Origin of the sequence: Nostoc sp., assembly GCF_036917775.1 — a bacterium.
Taxonomy (GTDB): domain Bacteria; phylum Cyanobacteriota; class Cyanobacteriia; order Cyanobacteriales; family Nostocaceae; genus Nostoc.
Genome location: NZ_JBALEQ010000008.1, coordinates 29,075 through 43,185, shown reverse-complemented (window position 1 = coordinate 43,185; position 14,111 = coordinate 29,075). Strand labels below are relative to the sequence as shown.

General features: G+C 43.6%; 10 protein-coding genes. 7 read left to right on the top strand and 3 right to left on the bottom strand.

All coding sequences use genetic code 11. From position 1 onward, the window contains the following. The first annotated feature begins 58 nt into the window (after positions 1–58). From V7K69_RS00805 to V7K69_RS00795, 3 genes are all read left to right on the top strand, one after another. The gene (locus V7K69_RS00805; protein ID WP_335030641.1) at positions 59–955 is read left to right on the top strand and encodes a sugar kinase; all 897 of its coding nucleotides are present in this window, start codon (positions 59–61) and stop codon (positions 953–955) included. A 27-nt stretch (positions 956–982) separates the two neighbouring features. Then, a complete protein-coding gene (locus tag V7K69_RS00800) occupies positions 983–1,855 on the top strand; it encodes a 3'(2'),5'-bisphosphate nucleotidase CysQ family protein (protein WP_335030640.1) in 873 nt (290 codons plus the stop codon). Positions 1,856–2,220: 365 nt separating this feature from the next. Then, positions 2,221–2,535, top strand: a complete 315-nt coding sequence (locus V7K69_RS00795) for an RNA recognition motif domain-containing protein (RefSeq protein WP_012408942.1) — start codon at positions 2,221–2,223, stop codon at positions 2,533–2,535. A gap of 205 nt (positions 2,536–2,740) precedes the next feature. Here the strand turns inward: V7K69_RS00795 and V7K69_RS00790 are convergent, their stop codons facing one another. Both V7K69_RS00790 and V7K69_RS00785 read right to left on the bottom strand, forming a co-directional pair. Continuing rightward, positions 2,741–3,280, bottom strand: coding sequence for a DOMON-like domain-containing protein (locus V7K69_RS00790; protein ID WP_335030639.1), 540 nt, complete (start codon positions 3,278–3,280; stop codon positions 2,741–2,743). After that, positions 3,277–4,395, bottom strand: coding sequence for a phosphotransferase enzyme family protein (locus tag V7K69_RS00785; RefSeq protein ID WP_335030638.1), 1,119 nt, complete (start codon positions 4,393–4,395; stop codon positions 3,277–3,279). The genes V7K69_RS00790 and V7K69_RS00785 overlap by 4 nt, the downstream gene beginning before the upstream one ends. A 114-nt stretch (positions 4,396–4,509) precedes the next feature. Between V7K69_RS00785 and V7K69_RS00780 the strand changes: the two genes are divergently transcribed. Next, positions 4,510–4,854: a hypothetical protein gene (locus V7K69_RS00780; RefSeq protein ID WP_335030637.1), complete on the top strand. Its 345-nt coding sequence runs from the start codon at positions 4,510–4,512 to the stop codon at positions 4,852–4,854. Between the two features lie 20 nt (positions 4,855–4,874). Further along, positions 4,875–5,237, top strand: a complete 363-nt coding sequence (locus tag V7K69_RS00775) for a DUF4288 domain-containing protein (protein ID WP_335030636.1) — start codon at positions 4,875–4,877, stop codon at positions 5,235–5,237. 117 nt (positions 5,238–5,354) lie between these two features. Here the strand turns inward: V7K69_RS00775 and V7K69_RS00770 are convergent, their stop codons facing one another. Then, the gene (locus tag V7K69_RS00770) at positions 5,355–6,665 is read right to left on the bottom strand and encodes a Tudor-knot domain-containing protein (RefSeq protein ID WP_335030635.1); all 1,311 of its coding nucleotides are present in this window, start codon (positions 6,663–6,665) and stop codon (positions 5,355–5,357) included. A 600-nt stretch (positions 6,666–7,265) separates the two neighbouring features. Between V7K69_RS00770 and V7K69_RS00765 the strand changes: the two genes are divergently transcribed. Both V7K69_RS00765 and V7K69_RS00760 read left to right on the top strand, forming a co-directional pair. Next, positions 7,266–7,448 (top strand): hypothetical protein, encoded by a 183-nt coding sequence (locus V7K69_RS00765; RefSeq protein WP_335030634.1) that lies wholly within the window; start codon positions 7,266–7,268, stop codon positions 7,446–7,448. A 118-nt stretch (positions 7,449–7,566) separates the two neighbouring features. Next, positions 7,567–14,016 carry an SdiA-regulated domain-containing protein gene (locus V7K69_RS00760; RefSeq protein WP_335030633.1) on the top strand — a complete coding sequence of 2,150 codons (6,450 nt, stop codon included), beginning with the start codon at positions 7,567–7,569 and terminating at the stop codon, positions 14,014–14,016. Positions 14,017–14,111: the final 95 nt, after the last annotated feature.

Below are 14,111 nucleotides of genomic sequence, written 5' to 3'. Positions count from 1 at the left end.
ATGAATCGCGTCTGTACAAGAGTTAAAAATAATAATTTATGCAGCTATACGAACATATATGACAAATGGATCGTCCAAAATTGAAAATCCAAAATCGGATCATGGGTTATTTGTCGGTTTAGTAACTTTAGATTTGATTTACCTTGCTGAATCTGCCCCCAAAAATAATCAGAAGATTGTCGCTACTGACTATACTGTAGCGGCAGGTGGCCCAGCAACAAACGCAGCTGTAACTTTCAGGCATTTAGGTAATCAAGCTACAGTCTTAGGTGTAGTGGGTTCTCATCCAATGACACAGCTAATTCGAGGTGATTTAGCAAATTACAAAGTTGCGATCGCAGACCTTGAGCCTACCACTGATTTAGCACCGCCTGTCTCCTCAATCATTGTCACCCAAGGCACAGGTGAAAGAGCCGTGGTTTCAATCAATGCTGTCAAAACTCAAGCCAGCAGCGCATCTATCCCTTCAGATATTTTGCAAAATGTCAATATAGTACTGATTGATGGGCATCAAATGGCTGTAAGTTATTTCATAGCCCAAGCAGCTAAAGCCAAAAATATCCCAGTAGTAATTGATGGTGGCAGTTGGAAGCCTGGATTTGAGCAAATTTTGCCGTTTGTAGATTATGCCATCTGTTCAGCTAATTTTTATCCCCCCAACTGTCAGACTGGAGAAGACGTTTTTGCCTATCTGACTGGCTTTGACATTCCTGACATCGCCATTACCCACGGACAAAAACCAATTAAATACTTGAGTTGCACTAAAGCTGGTATCGTAGATGTGCCGCAAATACACGCGGTTGATACATTAGGGGCTGGAGATATTTTCCACGGTGCTTTTTGTAATTACATTTTAAGGGAAAGTTTTACTGATGCGCTAGCGCTGGCAGCTAATATTGCTGCTGATTCTTGTAAATTTTTTGGCACTCGGCGCTGGATGGATTTAAAGTGCTGATTAATCAGGTTAATAAAGGTAAATTTAATGAAAGACTTACAAGAAATATTAGCGATCGCTCGTGAGATAGGTTGGGGTGCAGCAGATATACTGCGATCGTACTACCACGGCACCGCAAAAGACCCTAACTTAGATGTGCAATATAAACAAAATGAGCCTGTTACCGTTGCTGATGTAGCTGTGAGTCAATATATCTTGCAGAAGCTACAAGCAGCTTTGGGTAACGAAGATTTTGCTTACATCAGCGAAGAAACCTATCAGTCGCCAACGACAGGCGCACACCCTTCTACCCCTTGGGTATGGATAATTGACCCTTTGGATGGCACACGAGACTTTATTGAAAAAACTGGGGACTATGCAGTTCACATTGCTTTAGTCAAGGAAACACGCCCGGTTTTAGCAGTGGTGGCAGTACCAGAGGCAGAAAAGTTATATTACGCTACCAAAGGTGGGGGGACATTTGTAGAAACCAGTGATGGCTCTGTTCCTTTACAAGTGTTGTCAGGTAAACCAATTGAGGATTTAACCTTAGTGGTGAGTCGCTCTCACCGCAATCAGCGCTTAGATTACTTGCTACAAAATTTACCCTGTCAAAATCAGAAATCTGTGGGTAGTGTCGGCTGCAAAATCGCCACAATTGTCGAGCAACAAGCAGATATCTACATTTCCCTTTCTGGTAAGTCTGCGCCCAAAGATTGGGATATGGCAGCACCAGAACTGATTTTAACAGAAGCTGGTGGTAAGTTTACCCACTTTAACGGCGCTCCGTTGCAATATAACACTGGTGATATCAATCAATGGGGAGGTTTGCTGGCGAGTCATGGTGAATATCACGAAGCACTGTGCCAGCAAGCAGAAAAGATTCTAGCGCAGTTCGACCATAGCGAATTGAGTATTTGAGGATGAATATTTTTAATTTGCTTTTAAAACAGCTAGTCATGTTATGATTGCACCCACTACCGATAATAATCTTTACCTTTCAGTCCACAGCTTAATTTTCAAAACACTGAATAACTGCGCGATCGCAGATTAAAAGTGTAACTTTTATAGTAAAAGCAACAAAAGCCAGCCAATGGAGAAGTCTGCAAACCTGTCTTAAGGGTTTGATTTGTGAATAAAATTCACTATTAGACGATATTCAAAGGCTGAAGGCTGTGCTAAACTCATGGAGATAAAGATTATTTTCGGTTGAGTAACTAGTTTTGATTTCTAAAAACCGTCTCTCCGAATTTAACTCTCTACACTCCCTGAATTCGGAGACTTCTATGTCAATTTACGTCGGGAACCTGTCATATCAGGTTACAGAAGAGGACTTAAAGCAGGCTTTTGCAGAATACGGAACAGTAAGTCGTGTTCAACTACCCACAGATCGGGAAACAGGCCGGCCTCGTGGGTTCGCTTTTGTGGAAATGGAATCAGACACACAAGAACAAGCTGCCATTGATGCACTTGATGGTGCTGAATGGATGGGACGTGACTTGAAAGTGAATAAAGCTAAACCTCGTGAGGATAGAAGCAGTTCTCCTCGTGGTAGCTGGGGTGGTGGTAATGCCCGCCGCAACAATAACAATCGCTACTAAAGTCGATTCCTAAAAGTTTCACATTTAGAGTCTCCAGCAGATAAAGCCAAAAGCTGCCCTCTGCTGGAATATTTTTTGTATCTAACCTTAAACCATTCATCTATTGCAGCTTCACAAAAAACGGTACTAGGGAAGAGAGTTTTTATCTAATTGAATCTTTTGAATTGCGCGTTGCGCTTGAATAGAAACTTCTCTATCGGGATCATTACAACTCAATGATAAAACTGTCTCGCAGATGAAAGTCAGCCTCTGTGCCTCGATGAGTTAACGCCCAGTAAGTTACTTCACCATCTCTATCTTTAATAACGCTAGTAATGGCAACTTCAATTGCTTGTTCCATAGAAATGATTTTATCTAAATCAACATTTAAGGCTAGTGCTAAACTATCAGATTGATTTTGAACATTAAAAGGGAGATTTTCAAAAGCTGTTTCCTCTTGCATTCCTTGACGATACCCATCAAGGCGATAAACATTCCAGTGTCCACCTGGGGACAGGTTGAATTCCCAATACTGTTGAGAATTTTTGATGCCAAGGAAGAACTCGAAGCAGGTATCTTTCCACAATTCATGCTTGCGTGACGATGTGTTTGATGGTTGGGCAATTGCAATTTCTTTTAAATCGCCTTTAAGCAGATAGTGGATGGCAAATTGATTACCATTTCGGCTGATATTGCCTGCAATTTTCAAATTAGGCAGCGATTCAGTAGAAGGGAATGGTTGTAGGGAAAATATCTGGTTGTTCATTTCAAGTCTTTGATAATGTTACGAATCTGCGTTTCTTGAGATTCAATACTTTCGGTAAGCTTAAACTGCACGATCGCTCTTGCTAAGTTATGTTCTGGGTGCTTAACTTTAAAGTAGACATTCCCGGCTAAATAATCAGCAAAAAATCTCAATCCTAATTCAAAGGCAATGAGACGGATGGCATCATATATATATTCATAGTCATTATCGGTAAGAAACGCCTTTGCCACAGAGAGATAGCCTTGCAAGATTCCCTGACAAAGGTCAGTATCGAAATGAACACTTTCCCAATTCTCTGTTTCTTCTCCAGCTTGATTGCAGCCTGATCGCAAACAATCGCCAATATCGTAATGTACCAGACCGGGTTTAACGGTGTCGAGGTCGATGACGCTGACGGCTAGCTGAGTAACAGTGTCGAACATAACGTTATTAATTTTGGGATCACCGTGCATCAGACGCAGAGGTAGTTTGCCCTCAGCTTTGGCATTTTCTAGGATATATGCAAATGCTTGGCGATCGCTAACAAACTGTAAGCAATAATTAACTTCCGAAGATTGGCTAGCATTAGTTTTCGCCAACACTTTTTCGTAATCCTGGAGGTAAAGCGGTGTAATATGGAATCCTTGAAGAGTGTCAGCGAGTTTTTCTGGTGGCAAATCACTGATTAAATTATGGAACATCCCCAAGGCATAACCGATTTCTTTCGCTTGTGAGCGATCGCGCATAGTATCGAAAGACTGGGAACCTTCAATAAAGCTAATCGCCCGCCAAAAGGAGCCGTCTGCATCCTGACAGTGGTCTTGAGCATCCTTTGTCAATAGTACGCGCGGTATTTCCCAGCGACGATTGAGGGAGATATGCTGTAACTGTTTATGAATATGCTCAGTGAAGGTACGCATATTCTGCATAATCAGTTTTGGCTGACGAAACACCTGTGTATTGATGCGTTGCAGGACAAAATGTTGTTCTTTTGGGGAATCTATAGTGACTAAGAAAGTGTCATTGATATTACCACTTCCAAAGGCTTTAACGGCTGTAACCTTTCCCTGTTGGGTGAATTGATCTGCGATCGCAATCAAATTTTCTGCACGTTGTATATTAAATTCTTCTGTCATCTCTTTAACCTGCACTACTCCTCACGTATATTGATTGCATGAAGGCAATAGGGGATATAGTAGCGCAAGTATCAAAATAATTTGTAATTCGTAATTAAAAAGGTTTGTTTCCCAATGCTACAAAAACCTCTACCTAACCCACTGGTTGGTCTTTTCCTTGTAGGATTGGTTCTGCAACCGATGGCTACCCATTCCCAGACTGTAACATATTCATTGAATGCACATTTATTCAAGCTGTCCTTGGTAATAAGTCAAGTTAGACCAGGTGGAAGTTGTGAAGCAAACGACAACTTAAGTTTATTTGCTGATACTTTTATTAGTACGTGCTGCAAAGCATCAATTAGACGGGAGTTTCCCAGCCAGTATTTAAACTCCTATTTAGAAGACATCAAAAACGATAAATCAGCCCCTGGCAAAAGGGCTTGGAAGTTATTGAATGATGGTAGATTCAAGAAGTAGTCTTGAAGGAAATTAATTGTATGAAACCCGAAAGTGCAGATAAAAAGGAATCCTTCTACATTGCCGTAATTCTTTATGAATCATCCTCCAATGCACAGGATTATCAACCGTTGTACCAAGAATGCTTTGTGTTGCTCAAATCTAGTTCTTTAAAAAAAGCCAAAGAAAAAGCTATAAGTTATGCAAAAAAAGAAGAAATAAGCTATAAAAATGAGGATGGAGAAACTATTATCTGGTCTTTGAAAAAGGTAATAGATGTGAATCCAGTATTGGATGATAGTTTTGAATCAGCTAGTGATGGTGTTGATTTATACGCTAGACATTTTCGTAATTATGACGCTTATCACTCATTTGAACCATTCTTATCTCAACATAAATTATGACTTAGAAAACTCTTCTTCAATTATGAATTTTGAAAAATGCTGTATGCTAGCACAGGGCGCGATATCGAATAGCCCATCGGAGATATTGCTCTCACCGACCCCGTGCTAATTCAGTACTTAAGAAATTTCGTCGCTATCAACCCACTCATCATAAGATGAGTCATAACCAACATAGTGAACAAAGTATTGCTGATTTTGGATTTGCTGAATCGTTGCAGAATACCAAGCCTCTTGGTCTTCATCCCAACATTTTACTTTTTGACCAACTGCATATCCATTGTCATCCGCAGCGCGAAGATCGCGAGTTCGAATATCATCTTCACCTACCCACTCGTCATAAGATGAACCGTAGCCAAGGTAATGAATAAAGAATTGGTCATCTTGGATTTTCTCAATTGTTCCCTGATACCAATCTTCGTCTTCACTATCCCAGACTTCTACTGTTTTGCTGACTTCATACTGAATTTTATCTGACTTGACAGCAGAAGCTGACGAAACATCTTGAATAGGCTTTTGTTGCTCTTGTTTAATTTCCTCTTTTACTAGAGTGTATGCTTCCAAAATCAGGCCGCGAGCGACGGTTTGAGTTCCTGTATGCTCGTAGTAATTGGTAGTTTGATCTAAGAATACTGCGACAAAATCTAAATTATCATCAGCAATCTGAATAAAACTACCCAAATGACTAGAAATTGATTGCGGAGTTACACCTGTCTTAGATACTAAGTTATTCATCCAACCTTGTACAGAGTTAAAAGCCTGACCGATAAAACCAACTTTATCAGAAGGATTATTACCTGGTAAAAAGTTATTGACAGCTAAGAAAACCGGATTTTGAGTTATTGCACCAGCATCAGTGCCACTAATAACTCCGTGAATTTTGCTAAGAAAGTCGGGGCCTAATGGCAGAATTCCGTCTATACAAACTAAAGCTACCATCCGCATTAAGGAGGCATTTTGATAGTTGTTAGTAAGGGAATTAGCAAACTCTTGGGGGTTAGGCTGAGGAATACCATTTAGTTTGCAAAATGCGATGATTTCGACAGCGATTTTCAGTGCCAAATCAATAGATTGAGTTACATCAGCTTTGGGAGTAATGTTGCCTAAAAAAGACAGAAAGCTGATTTTTTCACTAACTTTATTCGCTAAAGCTGCTGCCGCCATCGCTGTGTCTGCCTTATCAATTGTTTGATAAAGCTTGATTGCGAACTGGTAGCCTTTTTGAGGATCTTCGTATAATGCGACAGCGCGATCGCGGATTCTCTGAATTACCTTAGCATCGGTTTCTCCAGTAATACTGCGAATACTATTTTCAAACCCTGTCAAATTGCTCCACTCACCTGGCGCTACATAATCAAGAGCCTTTAAAACTTTGACAGTGATATTGTCAGTTGGTAATTCGTCAACCAACTGAATAATTGATTTATCCATCAGCCGATCCTCAAAACTCAAAGTTATGCTTACAACACAGTTCAACTGAACCCACAACAACCAATACCAGTTGCTTACCTTACGGGAAGCCTTTCTCTGGCCAACGCTGCGCGAATTACTGAACCGTATTAATAGAGTTCCCTGAGTTGACCAAAAAATAACAAGTGGCGATCGCTACCAATATTTTTCGGTTAAGTAGGAAAGGAAAGGGTTTGAATTTACCTTTTCCCCTTTGCCCTTTAACCTTTCCCCAGACCAAAAGAGAGATTATTGGGTTTATCCGAAAAGATATTGCTACCTCTCAATACTTATCGGTTAAAGGGGAAGGGTTTAAAGTCATTCCTTCCCCTTTTCCTCAAAACAGATTCCCAGATTACAGCAGAGGTGGAAATACTTATCTGAGAAGTATTACATCGCCTCTGATCTGCTGAATTTTCAATCTAATGAGTCTACCTCTGAGCGTAATTTCATGCCAAAGATTTGTTTTTTTAACCTTTTGCTAGCTGTTTCTTAAACTTATCGGGATACGTTGAAGTTGATAAGTACGAATTAATACTAATAAAGTATGTAGTTATTTTTTGCTATTTACTTCGGTCTTTCATGATGATCTTGTCTTATGTTCGTTCAAATGCTGAAGTAAGTTATTGCATCTATCCTTTTGTGTTTATGGAACGCGATCGCCCCACCAATAAGTGTAATTGCTGTGCTTGGTGTAGCGATCGCTTTTGGACCGTTACGAAGTGCGGACAACTTTGGATAAATCCCAAGAGCGATCGCACTTAATACATCGCTTTCTTTTATTTGGTTGATTTTTTCAGACTTTGAAACCTAAGCCTGTAATGCCCTCATAAATGGTGTTGTCAGGATAAATAACCGTGAAAACAACTTCTAAGGAGAATTTATGGCGCTTTCAGCCGGAAATATCGCATTTGTAGGTTTTAATGCAGATGGAAATGACAACATTGCTTTTGTGGCACTGGTTGACATTAACCCTGGTGAAGTAATTATTTTCGAGGACAATGAGTGGAATGGCACTGCGTGGGTTGACACAAATGAAGGTGCATTTAGTTGGACAGCTACTTCTTTAGTAACCGCAGGTACAATTGTCCGCATCGACAACATCGGAACTGGAACGATCGCCGCAAGCACAGGAACCGCCGCGAGTGGCGTTACTGGGCGGGGTGGAAACAGGGGTGTTGGTGCTAATGACGAGACTATCTACGCCTATCAGGGAAGTGCAGCCTCTCCTACTTTTATCACAGCGATCGCTAATGGTGGGTTTAGTACTGCAAATGGTGTTTTAACTGGCACAGGACTGACAGTGGGCACTAATGCCATTGACTTCTTAACTGTTGATGATGATGTAGATATTGCTGCATACAATGGTTCTCGCAGTGGACAAGCAAACTTCGCTTCATATCTCCCACTGATTAACAATCCCGCTAACTGGCAGACACAAGACGGTACTGGCGATCAAAGTATTGATGGTACTGCTCCTGATGTACCTTTTAGCTCGACAGAATTTGCGATCGCCGCATCAACCCCCACTGTCTCGATCGCAGCCACTGATGCCAACGCCGCCGAAGCTGGCACTGACCCTGGTATCTTTCGCATCTCTCGCACAGGCAGTACCACTGATGCCCTAACGGTAAATTACACCATTGCCACGGGTGCTGGACAAGCCACAAGCGCAGATTACACACCAACCCTAACAGGCACAGCAACCATCGCTGCCGGAGAATCCTTTGTCGATGTCACCATTACACCTGTGGATGATGCGACAGTTGAAGGAACTGAAAGCGTCACTCTGAATCTGAATAGCAGCGCCAACTATACTTTAGGTGCTACTGCTACTGCTACTGCAACAGTAGCGATCGCTGATAACGATACGGCGGTAAGTTCCATCGATCTCTCCACCTACGTCCGCATTGGACGTTACGACCTACCCGAACCTACCCGAACCACTGCACCAACAAACAACTTGCTGGCTCAAGAAGTCTCGGCAGTTACCTATAACAAGGATACTGACACGCTGTTCGTTGTCGGCGATGGCGGCAGAGCGATCGTACAAGTATCGAAGACGGGACAATTAATCGACTCAATGACGCTAGCTTCTGGCAGTAGTCCCCAAGGAACGGAATTCTATGATACAGAAGGGCTTACCTATGTCGGTGACGGCAAGTTTGTCTTGATTGAGGAGCGAGACAGACAGGCTAATTTGTTTACCTATGCCCCAGGAACCACCCTTACCAGAAGTAATGTACAGACCGTAAAACTCGGTACAACGGTTGGAAATATTGGCATCGAAGGTATTTCCTATGACCCACAGACTGGTGGCTTCATCGCAGTTAAGGAAATTACACCCGAAGGAATTTTTCAAACAAACATCGATTTTGCGGCGGGAACTGCAAGTAACGGTTCGCCCACCACAGTCAACTCTACCAACCTTTTCGATCCAGCTTTGGCTGGGCTTGCGGACTTCGCAGATGTATTCGCATTGTCGAATGTATCAGCCTTGAACGGGCAACCCGACTTCAGCCGCCTGCTAATCTTAAGCCAAGAATCGGGCAAGATCGTCAACATTGATCGCACTGGAAATATCTCTAGCTCATTAACCATTGTCTCCGATCCAGGTAATCCTTTGTCCGTTGTGGATCAGGGGAATGAAGGAATCACAGTGGACAAGAATGGATTGATTTATGTCGTTAACGAGAATGGCGGAGGTGATATCGATCACCCTCAACTTTGGGTCTATGCACCGTCCTCATTTACATATACCAATCAAGCCCCTGTAGCCGTCAGCCTTGCAAATACCGTCACCAGCTTGTCAGAAAGCACCAGTACTGCAACTCCCTTTAAAGTCGCCAACATTATCGTCAGTGATGACGCTCTGGGAACAAATACCCTCAGCTTGACTGGTGCAGATGCCAACTCCTTTGAGATTACAGATAATGCTTTGTTCCTGAAAGCAGGAACCACCCTAGATTTTGAAACTAAGACCAGCTACAACGTCAGCGTCAATGTAAATGACACCACCGTCGGCAATAACCCAGACGCAACTACGGCATTTACCTTATCAGTAACCGATGTCAATGAGAATCCCACCACCAGCAGTATCTTTATCACTGAAGTAGCTCCTTGGAGTAGTGGCAATAACAACTCGCCCGTCGCCGCAGACTGGTTTGAGCTTACCAACAAGGGTACGAGCGCCCTGGATATCACGGGCTGGAAAATTGACGACGACTCGAACAACTTCGCCTCGTCTGTCACCTTGAGTGGTATCACCAGCATCGGCGCAGGTGAATCGGTAATCTTCATAGAAGGAGCTACCGTCAATACTACTTTCCTATCCAACTGGTTCGGTGCGAACCCACCAGTCGGGTTGAAAATCGGCAACTACTCTGGTTCGGGCATAGGCTTGAGTACAAATGGTGATGCCGTGAATATCTATAATTCCACTGGTGCTTTACAGGCTAATGTCGCCTTCGGAGCATCTCCAGCCGCATCCCCATTTGCCACTTTCGACAATGCCGCGCTGTTAAACAATGCCACCATCACAGCGTTCAGCGTTGCTGGCACAAATGGCGCTTTCTCAATCGTTAATACCCTCGGAAACACAGAAATCGGCTCTCCTGGAACGATTGCTACGCCTCTACCCACGATCGCAATCTTAGCCCAAGATGCTAACGCCGCGGAAGCTGGCACTGACCCTGGCATTTTCCGCATCTCTCGCACAGGTAGTACTACCAATGCCCTGACGTTAAATTATACTATTGCCACGGGTGCTGGACAAGCCACAAGCGCAGATTACACACCAACCCTAACAGGCACAGCAACGATCTCTGCCGGACAATCCTTTGTTGATATCACCATTACACCTGTAGATGATCCGACAATTGAAGGAAATGAAACCGTCACTTTGACTCTAAATAGCAGCGCCAACTATACTCTAGGTACTGCAACAGCAACAGTGGCGATCGCTGATAATGACGCAATTCGGATTCACGACATTCAAGGCATCAGGCATATCTCAGCCTTGAGAGGTCAAACCGTTAGCAATGTAGCCGGAATTGTCACAGCTACGGCTAGTAACGGTTTTTACTTGCAAGACCCCAACCCAGATAGCGACGATCGCACATCTGAAGGTATTTTCGTCTTCACCTCATCAGCCCCAACGGTAGCCGTTGGCGATTCCATATTAGTTAATGGAACAGTCACGGAGTTTCGTCCCGGTAATAACGCAAATAACCTGACGGTAACACAAATTACTAGCCCCACAATTGTCACCGTTTCCACTGGCAATGCTTTGCCAACTGCCACAATTCTGGGTAATGGCGGTAGAACTATCCCAACTACAGTAATCGATAACGATACTACTGGTAATATCGAAACTGGAACCACCACCTTTGACCCTGCTCAAGATGGCATCGACTTCTACGAAAGTTTAGAAGGAATGCGAGTACAGGTTAATAACCCAGTCTCCACTTCACCCACAGGAAACTTTGGGACATCACAAGAAATTTGGGTATTAGCAGACAATGGAGCAAATGCCACTGGGCGTACATCTCGCGGTGGTAGCCTAATTAGTGCCTCAGACTTTAATCCTGAACGGATTCAGATCGATGATCTCAGCAATGCCTTAGTGCTACCTGAGGTTAATGTTGGTACGCAACTTAGCACTGTTACTGGTGTCGTTAACTACGACTTTAGCAACTATGAAGTTTTAGTATCGGCTGCTCCCACAGTAGTACAGAACAGTACCCTGCAAAGAGAAGTCACCAATTTAACTCCCACCACTGACCAACTGACAGTTGCTACCTTCAACGTCGAAAACCTTGACCCAAGTGATGGGGCAACCAAGTTTAACAACCTTGCCAGCCGCATTGTCAACAATCTGAAATCACCAGATATCATTAGTCTGGAAGAAATTCAGGACAATAACGGGGCAACCAATAATGGCGTAGTTGATGCCAGCACCACCTTCCAAACATTAATTAATGCGATCGCAGCGGCTGGTGGCCCCACATATCAATATCGCCAAATTGACCCAGTAAACGGTACAAATGGCGGTGAACCTGGGGGAAATATCCGGGTAGGCTTCTTGTTTAATCCTACTCGTGTCAACTTTGTAGATCGCCCCGGTGGTACTTCCACCTCCAGCACCACAGTTACCAACGTCTCTGGTGTTCCTACTCTTTCTGATAGTCCTGGTTTGATTGACCCCACCAACTCGGCTTTTAATGCGAGTCGTAAACCGTTAGTTGGTGAATTTACTTTCAAGGGTGAAACTGTTTATATAATTGGCAACCACTTCAATTCTAAAGGTGGCGACCAACCATTATTTGGCGTGAATCAACCGCCAACTCTCACCAGCGAAGTCCAGCGTCAGCAACAAGCTACCTTGGTGAAAAACTTTGTCCAAAGTATTTTAGCGATCGACCCTAATGCCAATGTAGTAGTAGCGGGTGACTTGAATGACTTTGAGTTCTCCAACCCTGTCACCACTCTAGAAAGCGCTGGACTGACTTCTTTAATTGAAACTCTGCCTGCAAATGAGCGTTACACCTACAACTTTGAAGGCAATGCCCAAACACTCGACCACCTTTTAGTTAGTAGCAACTTGCTTGGCAAGCTAGATGCCTATGATGTCGTTCACGTCAACTCAGAATTTGCCGATCAAGATAGCGATCATGACCCTAGTGTGGCTCGATTTAATTTAAATGATGCTCCCACAGCGATCGCATTGAGTGCTACAAATGTCAATGAAAATGTGGCTGCCAATACTGTAATTGGTACATTTAGTACTACAGACCCGGACACCGGCAACACTTTCACTTACAGCTTAGTTTCTGGAACTGGTGACACTGATAACGCGGCCTTTGCGATCACAAACAACACCTTAAAAATCAACGCTTCCCCAGACTTTGAAACCAAATCTGCTTACAGCATTCGGGTACGCAGCACGGATAATGGTGGACTTTCTGTGGACAAGGTGTTGACCATCCAAGTTAACGATGTCAACGAAGCACCTACAGCCGTAGTTGATACAATCAACGTTGCCGAAGACGCAACTACACTTAATCTCTTTGCCACGTTACTGAGTAACGATGCTGACCCAGACGCAGGAGACACTAAAAACATCATTGCTGTTAACACGACAGGCACAAAAGGGACAGTCACCTTTAACCCAACCACACAAAACCTGACTTACACAGCCTCCAGTTTTAACTCTCTATCCCAAGGGCAGACTGCAACTGATAGTTTTAGCTATGCGATCGCAGACAGTCAAGGTTTACAATCGACTGCGATCGTTAACGTCAGCGTCACTGGTGTCAACGATGCTCCGACGTTAGTGCAACCCCTTGAAGACAGAATCATCTCCACAAGCAAGCTTTTCTCTTTCAACGTCAGTGACAAATTTGCTGACATCGATCAAGGCGACACCCTGACCTACACTGCTACGGGCTTACCCACTGGATCTGATATCGCTAACATGGGTCTGATATTCGGCAATATCTCCCAAGCTGGCATTTTTGCAGTCACTGTTACCGCTGCTGATGGCAAAGGTGGCAGTGTTAGCGATACCTTTGACCTGACTGTTGCCAATAACAAGGCGACATCTGGCAACGACATTATCTTTATCGACCAACTTGTTGGTGTGAGCGTATTCAATGCTCTAGGTGGCAACGATCGCATCATCGGCACTGATGCCAATGAGACACTCAGTGGTGCAGCAGGCAATGATTACATTGATGCCAAGGGCGGTAATGACTCCCTCTTAGGGAACGATGGCATTGACACACTTTTAGGTGGGGCAGGTAATGACATCCTCGATGGTGGAGCAGCCGATGACATTCTTCTAGGTGAACTTGGCAATGACAACCTCAATGGTGGAGCAGGTAATGACAACCTCAATGGTGGAGCAGGTAATGATAACCTCAATGGTGGAACAGGTAATGACACCATTCTAGGTGGGCTTGGCAATGACATCCTGGCTGGAGGTGGTGGTAATGACCGCCTGATTGCTTGGGGAGGCGGCACAAACGAAATTGACCGACTCAACGGCGATGGAGATGCAGATACTTACATTTTGGGTGATGCCAGTTCAGTCTTCTATGCCAATTCCGGCAATGGTGATTACGCCGATATTGTTAGCTTCCAAGCAAGCGATCGGATTCAGCTAAAAGGATCTGCTGACAATTACTTCTTGGGATCAGCATCAGTATCTGGATTTAGTAGTTCATCTGTGGGCATTTTCGCCAATAATGGGACGCAATTAGAATTAATTGCGGTTGTGGAAAGCGGATTAAACCGCAATTTGGCAACAGATACTCGGTTCGTGTTTGTCTAAGTCTACTTTTTCTAAGATAAAAAGGTGCGTTATGCCTTTGCTTAACGTACTGTGACAAGCTAAATCAAAATGATGCGTTACTTCGTTAACGCACC